18 protein-coding genes and 1 tRNA gene are annotated in these 21,338 nt (G+C 59.7%); 5 read left to right on the top strand and 14 right to left on the bottom strand.

Annotated features, from left to right (window positions below):
• Window positions 1-52: 52 nt before the first annotated feature.
• The 12 genes from JS530_RS10495 to JS530_RS10550 all read right to left on the bottom strand — a co-directional run bounded on the left by JS530_RS10495 (window position 53) and on the right by JS530_RS10550 (window position 12,993).
• Window positions 53-125, bottom strand: a tRNA-Asn gene (locus JS530_RS10495).
• A gap of 129 nt (window positions 126-254) precedes the next feature.
• A complete protein-coding gene (tsaD, locus tag JS530_RS10500; RefSeq protein WP_214377105.1) occupies window positions 255-1,298 on the bottom strand; it encodes a tRNA (adenosine(37)-N6)-threonylcarbamoyltransferase complex transferase subunit TsaD in 1,044 nt (347 codons plus the stop codon).
• 2 nt (window positions 1,299-1,300) lie between these two features.
• A complete protein-coding gene (rimI, locus tag JS530_RS10505; RefSeq protein ID WP_214377106.1) occupies window positions 1,301-1,831 on the bottom strand; it encodes a ribosomal protein S18-alanine N-acetyltransferase in 531 nt (176 codons plus the stop codon).
• The gene (tsaB, locus tag JS530_RS10510) at window positions 1,831-2,640 is read right to left on the bottom strand and encodes a tRNA (adenosine(37)-N6)-threonylcarbamoyltransferase complex dimerization subunit type 1 TsaB (protein WP_214377107.1); all 810 of its coding nucleotides are present in this window, start codon (window positions 2,638-2,640) and stop codon (window positions 1,831-1,833) included. The genes rimI and tsaB overlap by 1 nt, the downstream gene beginning before the upstream one ends.
• Window positions 2,641-2,777: 137 nt before the next feature.
• The gene (gene tsaE / locus JS530_RS10515; RefSeq protein ID WP_214377108.1) at window positions 2,778-3,332 is read right to left on the bottom strand and encodes a tRNA (adenosine(37)-N6)-threonylcarbamoyltransferase complex ATPase subunit type 1 TsaE; all 555 of its coding nucleotides are present in this window, start codon (window positions 3,330-3,332) and stop codon (window positions 2,778-2,780) included.
• A gap of 12 nt (window positions 3,333-3,344) precedes the next feature.
• Window positions 3,345-4,313 (bottom strand): DNA polymerase III subunit delta, encoded by a 969-nt coding sequence (gene holA / locus JS530_RS10520; protein WP_214377109.1) that lies wholly within the window; start codon window positions 4,311-4,313, stop codon window positions 3,345-3,347.
• Between the two features lie 57 nt (window positions 4,314-4,370).
• Window positions 4,371-6,158 carry a ComEC/Rec2 family competence protein gene (locus JS530_RS10525; protein WP_214377110.1) on the bottom strand — a complete coding sequence of 596 codons (1,788 nt, stop codon included), beginning with the start codon at window positions 6,156-6,158 and terminating at the stop codon, window positions 4,371-4,373.
• Window positions 6,159-6,179: 21 nt separating this feature from the next.
• Entirely contained in the window at window positions 6,180-7,022 is an 843-nt protein-coding gene (locus JS530_RS10875; RefSeq protein WP_240541207.1) for a ComEA family DNA-binding protein, read from the bottom strand.
• A 93-nt stretch (window positions 7,023-7,115) separates the two neighbouring features.
• Window positions 7,116-10,079, bottom strand: a complete 2,964-nt coding sequence (gene leuS, locus JS530_RS10535) for a leucine--tRNA ligase (RefSeq protein ID WP_214377111.1) — start codon at window positions 10,077-10,079, stop codon at window positions 7,116-7,118.
• Between the two features lie 42 nt (window positions 10,080-10,121).
• Window positions 10,122-10,964 (bottom strand): transporter substrate-binding domain-containing protein, encoded by an 843-nt coding sequence (locus JS530_RS10540; protein WP_214377120.1) that lies wholly within the window; start codon window positions 10,962-10,964, stop codon window positions 10,122-10,124.
• A gap of 95 nt (window positions 10,965-11,059) precedes the next feature.
• On the bottom strand, window positions 11,060-12,010 hold the full coding sequence (locus JS530_RS10545) for a magnesium transporter CorA family protein (RefSeq protein WP_152209953.1): 951 nt from the start codon (window positions 12,008-12,010) through the stop codon (window positions 11,060-11,062).
• Between the two features lie 137 nt (window positions 12,011-12,147).
• Window positions 12,148-12,993, bottom strand: coding sequence for a histidine phosphatase family protein (locus tag JS530_RS10550; protein WP_214377112.1), 846 nt, complete (start codon window positions 12,991-12,993; stop codon window positions 12,148-12,150).
• A gap of 256 nt (window positions 12,994-13,249) precedes the next feature.
• Here JS530_RS10550 and JS530_RS10555 point away from each other — a divergent pair, with 256 nt between their 5' ends.
• On the top strand, window positions 13,250-14,533 hold the full coding sequence (locus JS530_RS10555) for a THUMP-like domain-containing protein (RefSeq protein ID WP_214377113.1): 1,284 nt from the start codon (window positions 13,250-13,252) through the stop codon (window positions 14,531-14,533).
• A 118-nt stretch (window positions 14,534-14,651) separates the two neighbouring features.
• Here JS530_RS10555 and JS530_RS10560 read toward each other — a convergent pair whose 3' ends face one another.
• A complete protein-coding gene (locus tag JS530_RS10560) occupies window positions 14,652-15,056 on the bottom strand; it encodes a pyridoxamine 5'-phosphate oxidase family protein (RefSeq protein ID WP_152209950.1) in 405 nt (134 codons plus the stop codon).
• A gap of 247 nt (window positions 15,057-15,303) precedes the next feature.
• Here JS530_RS10560 and JS530_RS10565 point away from each other — a divergent pair, with 247 nt between their 5' ends.
• From JS530_RS10565 to JS530_RS10575, 3 genes are all read left to right on the top strand, one after another.
• Window positions 15,304-16,239: a DMT family transporter gene (locus JS530_RS10565; RefSeq protein ID WP_214377114.1), complete on the top strand. Its 936-nt coding sequence runs from the start codon at window positions 15,304-15,306 to the stop codon at window positions 16,237-16,239.
• 162 nt (window positions 16,240-16,401) lie between these two features.
• A complete protein-coding gene (locus JS530_RS10570; RefSeq protein WP_214377115.1) occupies window positions 16,402-17,115 on the top strand; it encodes a nitroreductase family protein in 714 nt (237 codons plus the stop codon).
• Window positions 17,116-17,272: 157 nt separating this feature from the next.
• Window positions 17,273-18,343 (top strand): hypothetical protein, encoded by a 1,071-nt coding sequence (locus JS530_RS10575; RefSeq protein WP_214377116.1) that lies wholly within the window; start codon window positions 17,273-17,275, stop codon window positions 18,341-18,343.
• A 1,254-nt stretch (window positions 18,344-19,597) separates the two neighbouring features.
• Here JS530_RS10575 and JS530_RS10580 read toward each other — a convergent pair.
• The gene (locus JS530_RS10580) at window positions 19,598-20,794 is read right to left on the bottom strand and encodes an FIVAR domain-containing protein (RefSeq protein ID WP_214377117.1); all 1,197 of its coding nucleotides are present in this window, start codon (window positions 20,792-20,794) and stop codon (window positions 19,598-19,600) included.
• A gap of 96 nt (window positions 20,795-20,890) precedes the next feature.
• Between JS530_RS10580 and JS530_RS10585 the strand changes: the two genes are divergently transcribed.
• On the top strand, window positions 20,891-21,338 hold a 448-nt coding region (locus JS530_RS10585; RefSeq protein WP_214377118.1), incomplete at its 3' end, for a peptidylprolyl isomerase.

Genomic DNA, 21,338 nt, shown 5'->3' on the forward strand with positions numbered 1-21,338 from the left:
CCGTCACCAGCTGAACCAACATCATCCCAACCGAACAAGCCGGTTGAATGAGCTCCTGCGGCTGGGCTTGAACCAGCGACCGTCCGATTAACAGTCGGATGCTCTGCCAACTGAGCTACGCAGGAATGGCTGTTGTGTTCAAGATTTCTCTTGCGCACAAGTCACATATATTACATGCCTTACACAAATATGCAAATTACACGCGTGTAGGCATGTCGCGCCATTTTCCGGGCTTTTTGCCTACCTCGTGACAATCACATGGAAACTTTGGTCAGAGGCATGGCGGAGTCGATCGGAAAGTCGGGAGCGCTGGGAGCCACGCCAGCTTCGACCAAGTTCACGCCGAGCATGGCGACCATGGCACCATTGTCGGTGCACAGCTTGATTTGCGGGATGCGAACATCAACCCCATATCGCTCGCCGTATTCCAGCAGCTTGGCTCGCAACTGCGAGTTTGCGGAGAAGCCGCCGCCCACAATCAACGTACCGGAACCGTACTGTTCGCAACCCTTCATAGCCTTGCGAGCCAGCACGGTGGCCACCGAGTCAGCCAACGACGCGCACACGTCATCCACGGGAATCTCATGGCCGAGTGCCTGTTCGCCCTCCACCCAGCGTGCCACAGCGGTTTTGACACCGGAGAAACTGAAATCATACGGGTGCGCGGCACCGGCTTTGCCTTGCGTCAATCCCATCGGTACTTTGATGGCGTGCGGGTCACCGTGCTGCGCATGCCGATCGATATGAGGACCGCCCGGGTAGGGGAAGCCCAACAGACGCGCGACCTTGTCGAAGCACTCCCCTGCCGCATCATCCAACGTGGTACCCACCACGCCGATTGTGCGTGGCATATCCTCCACATGCAGCAGCGAAGTATGTCCGCCGGACACGATCAACGCCAATGTATCCGGCGGAAACGCGCCGAATTGCAACTGGGTCACTGCAATATGCCCAATCACATGATTGATGCCGTAAATCGGCTTATTCGCGGCCCACGCCAACGCTTTGGCACCGGAAACACCCACGGCAAGGCACCCGGCGAGGCCCGGGCCTGCGGAAACAGCGATGGCATCCACGTCCGCCAAGGTCATGTTCGCGTCGGCGAGCGCCTTGGACACGCATGGCACGAAGGCTTCGGCGTGCGCGCGGGAGGCGATTTCAGGAATCACGCCACCGTAGCGCGCGTGTTCCTCCATGGAGGAGGCTACGACGTTGGAGAGTAGTGTGCGCCCCTGTACGATGGCTGCCGCGGTTTCGTCGCAGGTGGATTCGATGCCCAATACAATCGGTTCGCTCATGATTATCTGCCGTTCTGTTCAGTGTGTTCGTTGTCGTTTGTTTCGGTGCGGCTCGCGCTTTGGAAGCCGACGATGCGTGGGCTCATGTCTAATGCCATGACGTATGCGTCAATGCCTTCGGGCTGGTAGTACCGTTTGCGCAATCCGATGCGTTCGAATCCGAGACTGGTGTAGAGGCGGATGGCCGGCTCGTTGATCACGCTGACTTCAAGCAGCATGCGTTGCGCTCCTTGCTGATGCGCTCGAGCGATAAGCTCAGCCATCAATGCGCGTGCTATGCCTTGCCGCTGATATGTTTTGCCAACGCCAACGTCCATGATTTCCGCATCTTCGCCGTCGTACCAGTAGCCGGCGAATCCTCGAATCGCATGGGTATCGTCGTCCATGTCGAAGATGTAGGTGCGTCCTGGGCCTTCTATTTCCTGGCGGACCGAGTTCTCGCTCCATGCGTGGTTGCCGAAGAGTTCCACTTCCAGCGCCCGCATGGCTGCGATGGATGCCTCTGCACCCAGTTCGTTCGCGTCGACAAGCATCAGTTCGTACGCTCCGCGCCTTCATGCCCGAGCACATGCTTGAGCGGAGCTGGAATCTCAGCGTCCGGACGACGCAGGTACAGTGGTTCGACTGGAGCTGCCGGGTTGTGTTCGGCGTTCAGCAGGGCTTCGCTTGCGAAGATGGACAAGCCTTGTGCGCCTTGGTCAAGTACGGAGGATTCCTCGATATTGCCCACCTGCTCGATCTGCTCCAGCACGGGAGCGTACTTGTGCGCACCATGGCCGACTACATCGACCACGATCTGCCCGGTGATGCTCGCTTGATAATCGGCAACGGCGTTGTTGACGCGTTTAACGATGGACTCTGGGTAGTCGATGTCCATGGCGATGAGCGGCTTGACAGGTGCCGGCGCTTGGGATTCACCGTCGGTGAGCATGGTATCGCAAAGCTCGAAATACAGCTGCTTGCGGCGTGCATCATTGACTGCCAACGTCAGCACATGGCAGTCGTGCGGATTGCCTAGGGTGCCGCCTGCGCTGCGGCGAATCAGGTTCCATTGCGCCTGCGGTTCCAGTATGTTCTGGCCGAGCAGTGCGGCACCGGTGGCGAAGGCGAGCGCTTTGGCTGCCACGATGCCCGCGCGCAGGCCGGTGAAGGGGGCGGGTCCTACGCCCGCTACGATGGTGCTGATATCTGATGGCTGATAGCCTGCCTCGCTCACCGCTCGAGCGATGTTGACCTGCAGTTTCTCCACGTGGGTGCGCGAGTCCGTTTCGACGATGGGCTCATGCCCCACAACGCCTACCGTTGAGCCGAATGATGTGTCGATCACCAGCGTGCAACCCATGTGTGCTCCTCGTATCTGTGAACTACTCAGTAAAACCTTTAGAGAGTGTACATCGAGGAGTCTATGGATATCGAGCAGGGATATCGAGAAGTCGGGATCGCGGCGGCATGGATTGGAAGCGCGGCTGTTTCCTCGGCTTAGAGGCTGAAGTGTTCCCAGCGCGCGCCTACCGGCACAACAGTCACCGTACGCATGCCGTTACTGGTGAGTTCCGTTGTGGGATTGGTCTGCGTTTGCTCCAGAGGGCGGTCGATATGGATTTCGAGTCGTTCACTAGCCAGTGCGGTGGCCATCTGCTCGCCCCATTCCATAAGAATCACTGTGTTTTCGCCGGGGTCTTCGAGTTCCTCATCCAATCCCAGTGATTCGAGTTCGTCCAGAAGCCGGCCGATGGCATCCTGTCCGGGAGCGTAGGAAGAGCCGCCCAACCGGTAGGCGTCCACATGGATGAGATGCGCCGGCTCACCGTTCGCAAATCGACCATCGAGTTCGCGTGCGATGGTGAACGTGGGTGAGACGATGGGTTCACTGATGCCGAGTCCGGCACCGAATCCTTGGGCGAATGTGGTTTTGCCGGCGCCCAATGGTCCGGACAGGAGCAGCACGTCGCCGCCTTGTACCTGGGCGGCCACCCGTTTGCCAAGCTCCTGCATAGCTTCGCCGGTTGGTACTTCGATAAAGTGCTTGTTCATATGATCGAGATCCTATCGTCCTTTATGGCTGATGTCTTCGATGCAGCGTTCCAGCGCGTACAGCGGGTCGCCGCCATTGGTTTTGCTTTGCTCGTCCGCCCATGCGAGCATGCGGATGCAATGGGACATGCCGGCGGAAGTCCAGCCGCCAAGCTGGCGTGTGGCGTTGCGCAGCACCCAGGGATTGGTTTTCGCCTCGGCCTGTGAGATGGTGCCGGCTTTCACTGCGGAGGCTTTGGCCAATGTGCGCAGTTTCATGGCCAGCGCGCCAATCAACGCGATTGGATCGGTGCCTTGCTCCACCGCCGAACGCATCATCACAATCGCCTGTGCGGTATGTCCTTCAATGGCCTTATCCGCCACGGCGAATCCGGTGACCTGCGGATTGGCCGTCAGATACTGGTTGACACGTTCCAACCCCATCGGATTGTCGTCAAAATCGAAGCATAACTGCTCGCACATGGCGGCAAGCTCACCGGTTTTGCCGCCGAGCACGGCGATCAGCTGCTGTGCGGCCGCCGGCTCCACTCTGCGCTTGCGCTTCTCGAACTCCTTGTAGACGAAGTTCAGCTGCGCATCCGGTTTCTTCAAATCAGGAACGTCTTCCTTTGTTGCGCCGGCCTTGACCAGCTGGTCAAGCACGCGTTTGCCTTTCGCACCGCCTTCATGCTGGCAGATCACCACACTGGCGTTGGCGGGATCGTTGCGAGCCTCTTTGGTGTAGGCGATGATCGCTTCGGCGAGTTTCTCATCCGCGTTCTGCAGGTTGTCGATGCGCACCACGGCAACGTCGGCGAGCAGGGATGGGCTCACAGCTTCGTCAAACGCGTATTGGTCGGCGTTCGTGGCATCCAGTTCGATGAGTTCGGCATCGGGACGCGCTTTCAACGCTTGGGCGCACAGTTCCTTGACGCGTGATGCGTTCAGATATGAGTCTCCTCCGGGAACCACGGTCACCGGTGCGTTTGCTGTTCTGGCCATAGGCTCCATCTCGCCACACCCTTTGGACATTGATCTTCCGCAATCAACCATGCATCGCTAACGCCATAGCATATGAAGCGACGCCCGCCACCAGAGCGCTATACGCACCCGTCTCGCTTCCAGTCTGCCAAATCGTTCTCCGGGAAGCCCGGGTTCGGTATGCCGACGCCTGAGACAGCGCGACACGCACATCAGCATCATGCAACCGGCGCATTCCACCATGAGAATCATCGCGGCACCGAGCACGCCACCTGCCCAAGGCACGCTCGCCATGTCTAAGCCGGCGATGCCATATGCCACACGTTCCATGATCCGCGTGCACGATGATGCCAGCCAAGCCAGCATGTTTGCCGCATCGGGCGCGCACCATGCGCAGCACAGGCACAGCAGTCCCACTATCGTCGCTATCGACACCACCGGAGCAACCAGCAGGTTCGCCGGTACGGACAGCAACGGCAACTCCGGTTCCATCAGCACTTGAATCGGCAAGGTGAACAGCTGCGCCGCCATCGTCATGGCCATGGCCTGGGCAATCACGTGCGGCATCACACGGCTCAACGCGGCGAGGAACGGCTGCGTGAACAGCACAATTCCCAGCACCGCCGCGCACGAGAGGGCAAAACCATAGCTCAACGACATGCCCGGCATCAGCACCAGCGAGCCAATCACCGTCCAGCATAAGGCGCTCAGCGCTTGCGCACGTCGGCCTATCGCATAACCGACCGCGCTCATGATTCCCATGATCAGCGCACGCGACACCGAATCGCCGGGAAACACGACAGCAGCCAACGCACCATAACCGACTATCAGCATGCCGGCGATGATTCTCCTGTCGGCAAGCAGCCACAATCCCACGCGTCGTATCAGCATAGCCAACAGGACGAAATGACCGCCGGATACGGCCATGAGATGCATAATGCCCGAACGCCGGAACGCATCCTCAACCGTATTCGCATACGTATCATCAACCGGCACCATATCCGATTGCATGCTGTAATGATCCTGGCCAAGCACGCCGATGGTCAATCCCGGTACCAGTACGCGGCCTTGGTCGGACAGGGTTTGCGTCACCCGAAAGAACGACTGCTGCATATGCGTCACCATGCGCGTGAGCATCGGTGGTGCGCGCAACCGGAGCATCGAGTCCTTATCGCCGGCCACGTGTTCTTCCGCCAGCAGCCATATCGGCATGCTGCCATATTCCGCTTGGCGTACGGTCGTCTTCATCCGATAACGCGCGCCCCGTTCCAATACGTTGCAATCCTCGCCAAGCGCATACAACCGGGCCGCGGCGAAGGATCGGCGCGCGGCATCCTCAGCCGTATCGATTCCCCCGACATCATGGGGTTCCACTGTTTTCCCCATGCGCACCGATATGAGGCGGACATCAGCCTGGCAATCGAAGTCCCGCTGATTGGATACGAGTATCGGCGTAGTGATGCTGATTTCAGCCGTCACCGGTACTGTGCTCGCCGTCCGCGCGTATATGGCTATGGGGTCAAGCCATGCGAGTGTGTCCGCGATGATTGCGGAGGTAGCGGCAATACTGGATGCTGCGGCACACACGGCGATCATGGCGAACCAGGGTCCGCCGCCCTTGCGCATGCCAAGCATCGCTATGCCGACGAGTATCACCAGCACCGCCAGAACAATGCCGACGGGAATGAAAGCCGACGGCCACATGGCCGAATATGTGGCAGCTGAACCCGCGACCTTATGGCCGGAGTATGCGGCGGCCAACCATGCGTATGCGTGATGCGCGCCAAGGCTTGCCATCCACATCGTCAAGGCGACCGGCAGCAGTCGCCTGTCACGGCTCCCTTGTTCTCTCAGCAGCCTATCCATGACTACTCCACCTATCCATGACTACTCCACCCTCACCTGATCGCGCATTTTCTCCAAGGTTTTCGCGCCAATGCCGGAAACATCCATGAGCTCGTCGACCGACGTGAACCTGCCTACAGTGTTGCGATGGTCGATGATGCGTTGCGCGGTGACCGGCCCGACGCCGGTGATGGTTTGCAGCTCCTCCAAGGTGGCCGTATTGATGTTGATTCGCGTGTCATTGCCAGCGATGGCGTTGCTGGCGTCTTGACCCTGCGGCTCACTATCCTGTGTGGCATTATGCGATTCGGCTGCCGGAGAATCCGCGGCATCAGATTGCTCATCGGACTGCTCATCAACTCGCTCATCGGATTGCGTAGTTGCCTCCGATCCGGCAGCATTCTCAGCCTGCGAGGAGGTCAAGGCATCATTGCCTGCAAGTGCCGTCAGATTCATGGATTGCTGCACGATCAGCGCCAGGCTCAATCCCAGTATCGCGACGAGCAGCATGATCACCACGAGCGCATTGCCCGGGGATATCACCGTGCGCGCCTTGTCCCGCATCAATCGCGATTGGCTCGACGTGCCATCCGTCGGGCGCACGCCCGCCAGTGAGGCCAGCGTCGTTCTAGGCGAAGCATCGGTTCCGCTGCCGCTCGCGTTGGCGCTGCACTGTCCGGGAGGAAGAATCTCTGGGCAATCAGGCGGAGGCGGAACCGGCATCACAGGCATGGCTAGAGGCTCGGCAGACACAGCTGGCGAATCTGACACAGCAGCCACAGTAGGCACAGCTGGCGTATCTGACACAGCAGTCGTATCCGGCACGTCCCGCACAGCCAGCGGTAAGGTGCGCAGTCGATTCTTTGTTCTACGAAAAATGCTCATGAATCCACGCTGATGGATTCATGAGCATTTGTCTAGCTGAAACGGGGTATGTGGTTCTAGCTTATGAAGTTATCCACATTCCTCGTATCCGGCTTATTCAGCCGGCACAATGGAGACGATCTTCGGTGCCTTGACGATCACCTTGCGCGGCTCCTTGCCGCCAAGGCGTTCGGCTACGGCTTCCAAAGCCTTCTTCTCCAGTTCGGCCGGGTCGATGTCCACCGGCACTTCGAGCTTGGCACGCACCTTGCCCTTGATCTGTACCACTGCGGTCACGGTGTCGTGACCCACGTAGCGCTCGTCGGCCACCGGCCACGGTTCTGCGGACAGGGACTCGGGGTGGCCGAGCTTGTTCCACATCTCCTCGCAGATGTGCGGGGCGATCGGGGCGAGCATCAGGATCAGCGGCTCGACGGCGGCACGCGGCACGGACTTCAAAGAGGTCAGGTGGTTGTTGAGCACGATGAGCTTGGCGATGGCGGTGTTCGGGCGCATGCCTTCCATTTCCGCGGTCACTTCGGCGATCGTGTTGTTGAGCAGTTTCAGGGTCTTCTCGTCCGGAGTGTCTTCGGAGACATGCACTTCGCCGGTGGTCTCGTCGATCACGTTGCGCCACAGACGCTGCAGGAATCGCATGCCGCCGACCACGTTGCGCGTGTTCCACGGGCGGGATTCGTCCAGCGGGCCCATGCTCATCTCGTATAGGCGGAAGGTATCGGCACCGTAGTTCTCGTACATGAAGTCCGGAGTCACGATGTTCTTGAGGCTCTTGCCCATCTTGCCGAACTCACGGTTGGCGTGTTCGCCGTTCCAGGTGAACGTCGGTTCGCCGGAAGCGTCGGCAGGACCCTCCACAACCTCGTCGGCCGGCACGTACTGGCCGCGGTCGTCGGTGTAGGCGTACGCCTGGATCATGCCCTGGTTGAACAGCTTGTGGAACGGTTCGGCGGAGTCAACATAGCCCAGATCGAAGAGGATCTTGTGCCAGAAGCGGGAGTACAGCAGGTGCAGCACCGCGTGCTCCACGCCACCGATGTACAGATCCACGCCGCCTTCGTCACCGGAGTACTTGTTGTGGTTCGGGCCCATCCAGTAGTCGAACTCGTCCTTCTCCACCATGTGCTTGGTGTCGGTCGGATCGATGTAGCGCATGTAGTACCAGCAGGAACCGGCCCAGTTCGGCATGGTGTTGGTGTCACGGTAATAGGTCTTCACGCCGTCGCCCAAGTCAAGCTCGACCTTGACCCAGTCCTCGTTGCGGCTCAGCGGCGCCTCCGGGTTGGATTCCGCATCCATCGGGTCGAAAGTGCGCGGCTCATAGTCCGGCACATCCGGCAGGTTGATCGGCAGTGCGGAGTCCGGCAGCAGGTGCGGGGTACCGTCCTCGCCGTAGACGATCGGGAACGGCTCACCCCAGTAGCGCTGGCGGGAGAACAGCCAGTCGCGCAGACGGTAGGATACGGTGCCCTTGCCAACGCCCGCGGATTCCAGCCAAGCATTGACCTTGGCGATGGCGTCGTCCACGCGAAGGCCGTCGAGGCTCAGCGCGTCGCCCTTGGCCTTGGTGGCGTCCACGGAAGAGTTGATGACGATGCCGTCATGGGAGACGAACGGAGCCTTGCCCTCGTAGTTGGCCAGATCGTCGCCGGATTCCGGCAGCGGCTCAACGGTGTAGATGACCGGCAGGCCGAACTTCACGGCGAAATCGTAATCGCGCTGATCGCCGCCGGGCACTGCCATGATGGCACCGGTGCCGTAGTCCATCAGCACATAGTCGGCGGTGAACAGCGGCAGCTTTGCGCCGGTAATCGGATTGATGGCGTACAGGCCGGTGAACAGGCCGGTCTTTTCGCCGCCCTCATCCACACGATCCTTGGCGGTCTTGGATTCGGCCGCAATACGGTAGGCCTTCATGCCCTCGGCCGGAGTGGCGTAACCGCCCTTCCAGGCTTCCGGCACGTCGGCCGGCCATTCGGCGGGCACGTACTGGAGCAGGTCATGCTCCGGGGATACCACGGCGAACGTGGTGCCGAACAGCGTATCGGGACGGGTGGTGTAGATCTCCATGTCCTTGACGCCGTCGGCGGTGGGAACCTCGAAGTGCACGGATGCGCCGTGGGATTCGCCGATCCAGTTGCGCTGCATGAGCTTGACCTTTTCGGGCCAGTTGATGCCGTCGAGATCCTCGATCAGACGGTGGCCGTACTTGGTGATGCGCATGGACCACTGGCGCAGCTCACGCTGGAACACCGGGAAGTTGCCGCGCTCGGACTTGCCTTCAGCGGTGACCTCCTCGTTGGCGAGCACGGTACCCAGGCCAGGGCACCAGTTGACCGGGGACTTGGAGATGTAGGCCAGACGGAAATCATTCAGAATATCCTGCTGCTCGGCTTCGGTGAGATCACCCCATGCCTTGCCGTCGGATTCATGGCCCGGAATAGCCTTCTCACCGTTCTCGAACTTGGCGATCAGCTCGCTGATCGGGCGTGCGGAGCCCTTGGTACCGGACGGGTTGGTGGCCTCATCGTCGTACCAGGATTCGTAGATACGCGAGAAGATCCACTGGGTCCAGCGCACGTAACCGGGATCGATGGTGGCGAACGTACGACGATTGTCGAAGCTCAGACCCATACGATGCAGCTGGCGGGACATGTTGGCGATGTTCGCTTCGGTGGTCACGCGCGGATGCTGGCCGGTCTGTACGGCGTACTGTTCGGCAGGCAGACCGAATGCGTCGTAACCCATGGCGTGCAGCACATTCTCACCCTTCATACGGTGGTAACGGCTCACCACATCGGAAGCCAGGTAGCCGAGCGGATGACCCACGTGCAGGCCCTTGCCGGACGGGTAGGGGAACATATCCATGGCGAAGTAGGCGGTGCGGCCTTCGGCGTTGCGGCCCTTGCCGTCCTTCAAATCGCCGTTGACGTTGGCGGCCCAGAAAGTGCCACGTTCATCCCAGATTTTCTGCCACTTGTTTTCGATGGTCTGCGCCAGTTCCGCGTTATAACGGAAGTTGGGCTCTTCGGTTTGCGTGCTCTTCTCGTTGTCACTCATAAATCAGCAAGGTAGCCGCGTAACTGGACACGGTCGCCGCCGCTATTCATCATCCGAGACGATGGCCGCGGGGCTGCCGCCGAGCCTGATGGCAAACCCGGTTTGCCGCTGCAACGCGGCTTGAGCCTCACTCCAACTGCCATGCTCGATCATGTCGGTGAGTGATTGGGCGATCTTGCCGGCGAGTTCCTCGGTGCCTTTGCTTACGGCGATGCCGTATCGCACAGTGCCGGAATCCTTGAGCACCGCCGAATAGCGTGCCCCATTGGCCTGCTTGAGTCCATGCAGCAGCACCAAATCGGAGACGATGGCATCGGCGGAGCCTGCCTGCAGTGCGGTGACGCATTGCGCGTAGCTGTCCCGTTCCTGAATCGACGCGTCGGCATGCTGCGCACGGAACATGCCGGCGACCTCATCGCCCTTGACCGCGCAGACGACATGGTTGCCGATATTCGCCACATGGTCTGCCGACTGCGGATCCGCGAACGCATCGCGGTCACGGGAGCGAACCAACAGTCCCACGCCGGTGGTCAGATATGGGCCGGCAAAATCCACCACCGTCTTGGATTGCTCGGTGATGGGCCAGGACGACACCACCATATCGACTTGCCCGCCGTCCAGCATCGATTGGCGGGTTTCCGGACGCACCTGTTTGAACACGATCTGCTTGTTGGCGTATCCCAGTCGCGCGGCCACGTATTTGGCCACGGTTACGTCGAACCCCTCATACGTGCCGTCATGCCACATGCCCAGTCCTGGCTCATCCACGGCCACGCCGATGGCGATCGTCGGACCCTCGGGAGAACCGGACACCGTAGTGACCTGAATCTGTCCGCAACCGGAAAGCGCAAGCACCATGCCGCAGGCTGCTGCAATCGCACGCATGAGACGAGTACGAACCAGCCTCCAGCACGCGGCATGCGGCGAACGCATGGGGTTGCATTGTCGGTAAGACCAAGCACTCATCAATGCGTCCGGCCTCACTTGAACAGACGAGACCGGGTGAGGAACCAGGTGACGGCCACAGACAGGATGATGGAAATCAGGATGATGGCCGCGAAGCCCCATGACTTGTCGCTCAACGGCATGCCCAGCATGCCCTCCTGGAAGTTCATGCCGTACATGGAGAAAATCAACGTCGGAATGGACAGCGTGATGGAGATGATGGTGAAGATGCGCATCACGTTGTTCAGATTATTGGACACGATCGAGGCGAAGGCATCGGTCATGTTCGCAAGAACGCCGCTGTAGATGTTGGCCATCTCGATAGCCTGCTTGTTCTCGGTGATGACGTCGTCCAGCAGATCCTCGTCGTCCGGATACTGCTTGATACGCTGCAGCGTGGTGAGCTTCTCCATCACGATTTCGTTCGATTTCAGCGATGTGGTGAAATACACCAAGGTTTTGGAAAGCTCCATGAGCATCACGATCTCGCGGTTCTGCATGGAGTGACGCAGCTTCAGTTCCAGCTTGTCGCTTTCCCGGTCGATGATACGCAGGTAACGCAAGTACATCGTGGCATTGCGGTAGAGGATCTGCAGGATGAACCGCGATCGCATGTACGTGTTGAACCCGCGGATCGTGCCTTCCATGAACGGATGCAGTACGGGGGTGTCTTGCATGCAGACGGTGATGATAAGGTTTTCGGTCACGATGATCGACAACGGGATGGTCTCATACCAGTCGCGTCCGCCGCGTTCCTCCACGGTGGGGATGTCGACGATGATCATCGTGTAGTCGTCTTCCACGTCTACGCGGGAACGTTCCTCGTCATCCAGCGGGGCACGTAGGTCGGCCAGGTCGATGCCGGTTTGTGAGGCGACGGTGGCGAGCTCGACATCGGTCGGTTCACTCAAACATAACCATGACCCGTTTTCCGGTTTCTCGATCTGCTCCACTTGGTTGTTGATTGAGCTGAAGATTCTCAGCATGCCGTCTCACCCGCCTTCCGCGCTTTCCTATGTTCTATCGCTGTACGGTTCAAAACCGTGGATTAGTCTAGACCTACCGTGCGAATTTGCCGCGCGAATGTGCCGTGAATGTGCCGTAAGTGTGCGCTGCGACGCGTTTACCAGACGATGGGCTTCCATCCGGGCATATGAGGGCCTCGCAGATCAGCCGGACCGTTCTCCCAGTCGGCGGTATTGGCGATGGCCGGCGCCGTATTGTATTCCTCCAAATCGAACAACGGTTGCGTGGCCGGCTGTCCGTTGATGGTATGGCGAACCTTGAGCCGGCACCAACAGGCGTTGCGCATGCCGCCGAGCGCGTTCATGCCGTCGGGGGCCAGTCCGAGCAGATTCGAGACGGCGGCGGTGATCCATGAACCGTGGCCCACCAACATCATTGTGGTAGGGGTTTCATCGGCGTATGCGGGGTCGGCGATGAGCGCCCGCACGGCGTTGGCGCCACGCTCGCCCACATGGGCTCGGCTTTCCACACCATACCGGGTCTCTCCGCCGGTATGCTGCTTCCAAGACGCGTAGGCTTCGGCGTCGATGGCTTTGATTTCTTCGCGGGTAAGGCCTTCCCATTGTCCGAAGCTGCGTTCGCGAAGCCGAGCGTCACAGGTCACGTCAAGCCCCAGCAGATCGGCGAAAGCGTGCGCGGTTTGCTGCGCGCGGTACAGGTCGGAGGAAATCACCACCATACGTCGGCGCGCGGCCGGCGCCTCGGCGTATTGGCTGATATCAGTACGTTCGGCGGCATCGACGGGAGGCTGCGCGATCATGTGCGGATTCGCCGCCAAACGGCTGACTTTCGCCCAATAGAATCGGCTGGCAAGTGCGTAACCGCTTTGATCGGCCTGCCATTGGCCCACGATGTCGAGCGGCACATCAATCTGGCCTTGCAATCGGTGTGCGAGATTATAGGAAGTGCGTCCGTGGCGCAGCATCACTACTTCGTCGATCATGTGAGCCTCCTTTGCTCTCGTACCCATCACATCATGACCTATGGAGACTCAAATAGTCCGTATGTACGCGCACATTACGACCCCTGCGCGTACATACGGACGAAATCAGCCGGTAAATCGTCCGTATGTATGCGCACCATCGGTCAGTTGCGCGTACATACGGACGATTTGAGGCAATTGCAATCTGCCAAAGCGCTCGGCAGAGGCTTCCCGCGGCTTCCCGCAGCTTCCCGCGACTCCCCGTACAATGGCGTACGTGATGATTACCGAACAGACGTGGGCGTTTATCGCCGAGCACCGCCATGAGGACGTTCGTGAACTGGCGTTGCATGCCAAACGCAACGCTGATGTGGATGTGCCGTTCGCATTGGAGCAGATCGCCGGCTGGCAGCGCGCGCAAGTCAAGCTTCCGGACTGGGCCGCGCACGATGGGCTGATTTTCCCTCCCCAAGTGCCGATGGAACAGTGCTCCTCCCAGTTCACCGCGCAATACAAGGCTCAGCTGGCCACGCGTCTGCTTGGCGAAACCGCAGACAAGGCTGGCAGTGCGGCAACCACGGCTTCCTCATCCAACAGTGCTGCCGAATCCACGACCTCACCGCACACATCGCTGGTCGATCTGACCGGCGGCTTCGGCGTGGACTTCTCGTATATGGCACGCGTGTTCGACCAAGCCATGTATGTGGAGCGGCAGCCGAACCTCTGCGACATCGCGCGCCATAATTTCCCGCTGCTTGGATTGGATTCGGCGCAGGTCATCAATGATGACGCCACCGCTGTGCTGAGTCGGCTTGACTCCGCATCGCTGATTTTCCTCGACCCCGCCCGCCGCGACAGCCACGGCTCGCGCACCTATGCAATCGCCGACTGCACGCCTGATGTGTTGGCGTTGAAGGATGAGCTGTTGGCCAAGGCCCCGGTGGTGATGGTCAAGCTCTCCCCCATGCTCGACTGGCATAAGACCGTGAATGATTTCGCCGGCTCCGTGCATGAGGTGCATATCGTCTCCACAGGCAATGAATGCAAGGAACTGCTGCTGGTGCTGATGCGGGGCACTTGTTCGACGCCGCGCATGTACTGCGTCAATGATGGGCAACTGTTGGCATATGACGTGATGGATGGCGATGATTTCGCATCGTCCATGCATAACAGCTATGACAGCGCCATCGAAGTCGATGATGCCCGCTACCTCTATGAGCCGAACGCTTCGATCATGAAAGCCGGTTGTTTCGATGTGCTCACCGCGCGTTTCCCGGTCGCCATGATCGCGCCCAATAGTCACCTGTTCATCAGTGAACAACGTGTTGATGATTTTCCTGGCCGCGCGTTCACTATCACATCCGTGGCCACCATGAATAAGAAAGCGCTGAAAACCGCGCTCGCAGGACTGACGCATGCCAATATCGCCGTGCGGAACTTCCCGATATCAGTCAACACGTTGCGCAAAAAACTCAAACTCAAGGATGGCGGTGAAACGTACCTGTTCGCCACCACCGATGGAACCGGTCGCCATATCATCATCGCCACACTGAAGGCATAACGGACGGCATACAGACGGCATACAGACGGCATACAGACGGCATCACGCAAAGAAAAAGCCGCCTGCCCGATAAGGCAAAGCGGCTTGCACGGAGGCGACTGTATCGCTACGAGACCAATCAATCCTTGACGATGGTCTTGCCGGCGTTCGGGCCGGAAGCCAGGTTCTGGATCTCGGTGACTTCGAGCACCGGAATCACGGCGGGCTTCTTGGTGCCCTTCTCCTCGGCGACCTTGACCTGAGCCTCGTAGATATCGTCATCGGAGTGCAGGGTCACGGTGCCGCGGAAACGGTAGCCCTGCTTCTTCTCCAGGTTGGCGAAGGCGATGACCAGCGGGGAGCCGTTCTTCAGGTTCTCGTAGGTCTGGCCGGCGGTACGCTCATGGTAGGCGATGTGGGTGTCGTCCAGCACGAACAGGGACATCTTCGGGCCGAGATCCAGCTCGCCGTCCTTGGAGATGGTGGAGACGAAACCGAGGTTGTTGGCCACAAATTCCTTGATTTCCGGGGTAATGACTGCCATGGCAAGTCCTTTCCTAACGACAATTGTTTCCTCCATAAGATTAGCGAATCCAAGGACCGACCGCCCGGAGATTCGCTGTGAGCAACCTCACCTTATGGCGGAAGGACGGCAGCTGGATGGCAGAACGGCGACCATACTTCCGGAAGACACTCGCGCCCGCCATGCCTTCCCGGTTTTGGCCGGCCATACCCGTAACCTATGAGCCGAGGCAGCCACAAGCTGCGAATCGGAACATACGAGGTGTGTCATGAGTCTGGTCGAGCGTTTCAGCAAGCTACGTAGCCGCTGGTCCCGTTCGTTCCCTCCTAATCTCGCACGTCTGATGCTGCTCGCCTGCGCGGCATTGTGGGGCGGCAGTTATCTACTTGCCAAGTTCGCCATGGAGGCCATCACCCCACAGTGGCTGATGGCTATCCGCATGTTCGGCGCGTGCATGTGCATGCTCGGCCTGTTCCACAGGCATATCGTTCCCAATCTGACGCCGAAGATCATTGTGCCGTCACTGGTGGTGGGCGTGACCTATTGGGGCACGATGGTCACCCAGACCACGGGCCTACAGACCATCGACCCCGGTCGCAGCGCGTTCCTGACCGCCGCCTATTGTGTGCTGACGCCGTTCGTCACCTGGATTGTCTCAAAGAACCAACCGAAGCTCATCAATCTAATCGCCGGCATCATCTGTCTGATCGGCGTGGGGTTCGTTTCCCTGAAACCGGGCGGTTCTCTCTCGCTCGGCGTGGGTGATTGGCTGACCATCGCCACCGCCATCATCTTCTCGTTCAATCTCACCTATCTTGGCGTGTACGCCAAACGGTTCGACCCGATCGCCCTGACGTTCGTACAGTTCGCGGTTGCCGGCGTGCTGTTCTTCGTTGGCGCGACCCTCACCGAGCCCGCGCCGAACGCCAGCTGGCTGGCTCCCTCAGTGGTGGCCAGCGTACTGTATCTGTTCCTTGGCGCCACGATGAGCGCGCAAATCATGCAGAACATCGGCCTGGCGCACGTACCGGCATCCCAAGCTTCGATCATCATGTGCACTGAGAGCCTGTTCGCGGTCTCGTTCTCCGCATTGTTCTGGGGCGAACGCATCATGTGGAGCTCGCTGGTCGGATTCGCGCTGATCTTCGCAGCCGTGCTGATGTCGGTGATCAGACCTACGAAACACTCGCTGCACCGCAATTAGCTTACGCAGGATTGTTGCCGTAGAAGGACCTGCCGCAGAGCATCATCCGCGTAGCATCGCAACAGTTCAACTACTATGAAACATGTTCGCTGAATATCAGTCTGGCGTGCGGTTCGCATGAACTCTCCACGCCGCGCACAGCGTCAATCGAAAGGGAGCATTATGAATCTGCTGGAGGCCATGAAGGAACGACATGCCGTTCGCAACTTCACCGATGAGCCGCTGAGCCGGGAACAGATTGAAACGCTTTCGCACGCCATTGCCAAGCTGAACGCCGCGCATGGACTGGATATTCAGCTGATTCACGACGCTGACGACGCGCTCGGCGGATGTCCTACCCATTATGGGCGATTCGCGGGCGTGCATAATCTCATCGCACTTATCGGCGCTGATGATGCCATGGCACCGGAAGTACTGGATGAGCGGGTCGGCTATGCGGGCGAGGTACTGGCACTCACCGCGGTGTCGCTCGGTCTGGACACCTCTTGGGTGGTGTTGCATGAGGCGGATAAGCATGAAGGTGCTTGGACGCTTGGCGCAGCGCAACGTATGCCCGCCGCTATCGTGCTCGGCCATGGCGCTCGACCCGGACGCGCACATCGCAGCAAGCCCGCCGAGGAATTGGGAGTGATTGCCCCGGGCGGTTCCGTCAATGATTATGCTGACGCTCCGCAATGGTTCCGCGATGGCATCGAAGCCGTAATGCTGGCGCCCAGCGCGCTCGGCAAGCAACCGGTGCGATTCACGCTGTTGGATGATGCGCGAACGGTGAAAGCGGAAGCGCTTGACGGCGTGCAAGCGCATATTTGCCTTGGCATCGACAAGCTGCATTTCGAGCTGGGAGCCGGCACTGGGAATTTCGAGTGGGCGGAGTGATTGCGTCTCGGCGACGACTCAGCGGCATCTCATCTCTCAGTCACAATCCCACCGTTTATCTCACCATGTGGAGATTTTGGAGTTCTCGTGTAAGCATTCTGTTGCTTTCACCGTGCCTTCAGCAAGATTCAAGCGTAATCGCCTACGGTCTTAGGTTGTGAAGAAGTTTTTCCAAGGTCTTTCCCTCTCCTCCATTGTGGCGGGCACCCTTGCCGCCGTCACCTCGTTTCTTTTGGCCGCGAAAATCGGCTTCGCCGGTTCGGTAATCGGCGCTGCGGCCAGTTACATCGTTTCCGCGGTGGCCACGAACATCTACAAGAATCTCATTCAGGCCTCCAGCGAGAAGTTCCAACAAACGCTCGGCAGTTCAGATAACTCCGGTGAATCCGAAGCAGCGGAGGCATCCGGCGAATCCGACGTAGCGGACGCATCAGATGCATCGGGCACATCGGAAGCGGACAACACATCTGCACAGGACGGCGAGCAGCCAGCATTCAGTGATTCGCATCAGAAAAACGGTGCTGCCGACGGCAACGACGGCGACGCCAACGAATCGGCTACGGTATCGAATGCTCGTAAACCGCGTGAAATCAGTTCTCAGCTGCCTTCCGAAGGCCGGACTTATTCGGTCAGCGAACTGCGTAAGCATCGCCGCGATCCGAAGCGTGTGGCCGTCATTGTCACCCTGATATCCGGCCTGCTCACCGTGGCGGTTACCGCCGGCATTGTGATGCTGGTCACCCAGGGCAATGGCACCGATCACGTGGTCTCCGACCTGGTCTCCCCCACCACCTCGTCCACGGACAGCAACAGTTCCGATACGAATTCGAACACCACTCCGCAAAACGGCCCAGCCACTGGACAGTACGGCGACAATAGTTCCACCGATACTTCCGGCACCACCGGCACCGATGGCACAACCGACAGCACTGACGGCAGCACCTCCGATTCCACGGGCACCGACTCATCTAGCAGCTCGTCTTCGAATTCCGGCACCACCGGCACCGATTCCAACGGCTCCACGAATTCCAATGGTTCCACGAACTCTGGCACCACGTCCGGCAATACCAGTGATTCCAACTCATCCGGTACCACGTCCGGCAATACGAGCAATGGGACCTCCTCCGGCTCGTCGTCCTCATCCAATTCAGGCTCCAGCTCTTCCGGCTCCACCGGCACGTCCAACACCGGCAGCGCGGAAGGCACGAGCTTCAGCACCCTCAAATAACCAGGGCTGATAACCTAGGATGATTCGCTAAGTGCCTAGGCTGATTCGCTGCGATGGCCTCAGTGGTTGGCTGCGGCATCGCAGGCATCGGCGGTATCAATCGGTGGTATTGAGTGGTATCGAGCATTATTGGGATAAGCAGAAGGCCAGTTGAGATTTCCCACTCAACTGACCTTCTGCGTTGCGGTCTCTTCCGCGCCGCTCGGCAATGCGATAGGGCCATGTGTTGCCCATTTGGCTTCACTGGAGGTCGCCACATGATTGCAGCGCGGTGGCATCGAGACGGCATCAGGACGATTCGTGCCCGTATGACTTCACTGGACGGTAGAGCTTGAGTTACGTTGGAATGCAATCGGACATAACGTGGCCATTCGACTTCGCTAAGAACGCCCAACAAAGGCATACGCACACAACGTGGACACATGACTTCACTGGGCTTCCCCTCGCTGAAACCATCGGCCACCCATTGGCCTTGCGGCTTCGGTAACCGCCGCCAGTGAAGCCACATGGCCCAGCGGTGGCATACGGCCTCCGCTAAGGCGGCTGCGGGCGATTCACGGCCATGGCACCGCACTGGACGAATCCGGCCGCATGATTCGCGACCGCGTGTTCGAAGGGTGATTATTTTGTGAGCGGGAGGGTGCATCTCGCCTACAAGGGGTTGATTCCCGGCTCGCGGGAGACCTATCCGCGTTACAAGGGGTTGCCTGCCGAGTAGAGGGTCCGTCAAAACGGCGGAATGACGGTATCGCGATGGCGGTTATACCCGTGATTTGCAGGTTGAGGAACCCCTTGTAGAGCAGATAGATGTTCCCGGAAGCTCGAATCAACCCCTTGTAAGCGAGAAAGCCATGTTTTTGGACAGCTGGCGCCGGCGAATCCGGTGCCGGAGAACATAGATTCCGGTAGCGGATCCAGCGGACACCCCCTATGCGGCGTGAAACCGGAAGAGGAACATGGAGGATGACGGGGTGCGTTGAGGGGGACCCGGATGCATCTTTCGAACCGAGGCCGGAACGCCATACGACGGTCCCATGCCGTGCGTCCTGTCCGGAAACATCGGAGGACTGTGACCACGGCGCTCATGGGCCTGCTCCTGCCCGCCGTGGTCAACGCCGGCTGCATGGCCATCATCCAACACGTCGGATGACGACCATCCGCCGTTTCCGGGAATCGAACCAGCCTGAAACACGGTGAGGCCCCATACCGTTGATTCGGTATGGGGCCCATCTGTCTAGAGCTGCTGACTATCAATCAATGCTGAATAAGTCCCTGACACTCGTTCGGACCACAGGTTTCCGTGCTGGAGGATATTGCACCGCCGTGGTTGACATAGCCGGACGAACCACTGTTCGTGCCCGCACTGCCGCCGCTGGAGGGCCGGTAGTTGCCACCGGAATAGTTGCCGTAACCGTACCCGTAGCTGCCCGTGTTGTACGACGGGGTGGAGGAAGCCGCCGACTGGGCGGCCGCCGCCTCGGCCGCCGCCTCGGCCGCCGCCTCGGCCGCCGCCTTGTCCGCGTCATTCTTCGCCTGGATGGAATCGTTCACCGACTTCATCGCGTCCTCGACGCTCTTGCGCGCCTGGTCGAGCTTCGCCGGATCGTTGCCATCCGTCAGCTTCCTCGCGGCGTCGATGGCCTTCGCGAGGCTGTCGCGAGTCGCGTTATCGGCCACCTTGCCGTCCGAATCCGCGAGCAGCTTCGACGCCTCCTCCAGCTTGGATTTCAGGCTGGTTTTCGCCGTGTCCAACGTCTTCGGGGCCTTGGACGCGTTGACCTGCTTCACCGCCTTGGCGAGGCTCTTCGTGTGCTTCGCGTACCAGCCGGCCTGCGAATCCAGCTTCGAGACGGCCGCCCTCAACCCGCTCGCATCATCCTCCACGCAGCCCTCATATTCCGGCGCCGCGGCCTTCAGCTCCTTCGACAGAACATCAAGCGTCGACTTGTCCTTCACCTGATCCGCCTTCACCGCGGCCGCCTCGGCCGCCTCCCCGTTGAGCAGCTGGTTGTAGCCGTTCGCCGACTCCCGCACCTTCTCCGACGCGGCAGCGCAATCCGCCTTGGCCGCAGCCAGCTCGTGCGCGTCCCACGCACGCCAGCCGAACACACCCGCCACGACCAGCACGACCGCGCACGCCACGGCAATAACGGGAATCAGCCACTTCGGGCGCTTTGAACTATTCCCATCCGGCGCGCCAAGCACAGTGGGTTCCTTCGCACTGACGGCATTATCGGAAACGAGGATGCCAACATCATCAGCTTCGGATTGCGCATCATCAGGATGCACGGCTGGCTCATCATGCATTTTCGGACGCTCCGGCAACGGCACACCGGCCATATCAGAAACCGGAGTCACAGCATCGGCGTCTCTGCCATCACCGACTACCCGCGAAACCGAACGCTCATAGGGGGGGGTGACGCTACCGCCCTGCTCCTCACTCACCATCATCTCTCCTTCGTATCTCTCTCGCGAAAACTCTTCACTTCTACCGCCCTGCTTGGACTCGCCCGCCCAAGTCGCGAACGTATGGAAAAATCGGAACCTATGACACAGATTATTATGCGCACCTCTGAAGGCGAAATCACCATCAACCTGTTCGATGACAAGGCTCCGAACACCGTGGCCAACTTCCTTGGCCTCGCCACCGGCGAGAAGGAGTGGGCGGATCCGTACACCGGCCAGCCGTCTCATGAAAAGTTCTACAACGGCCTGACCTTCCACCGCATCATCAAGGACTTCATGATTCAGGGCGGCTGCCCGCTCGGCACCGGCACCGGCGGCCCGGGTTACGAGTTCGATGATGAGATCGATCCGAGCCTGAAGTTCGACAAGCCGTACCTGCTGGCCATGGCGAACGCCGGCCTGCGTCGCGGCCGCGACGGCCAGATTCACGGCACCAACGGCTCCCAGTTCTTCATCACCACGGTTCCGACCCCGTGGCTGGACGGTCACCACACCATCTTCGGCGAGGTCGCTGACGAGGCTTCCAAGA

This window comes from Bifidobacterium colobi (assembly GCF_018555455.1).
Classification (GTDB): Bacteria; Actinomycetota; Actinomycetes; order Actinomycetales; family Bifidobacteriaceae; genus Bifidobacterium; species Bifidobacterium colobi.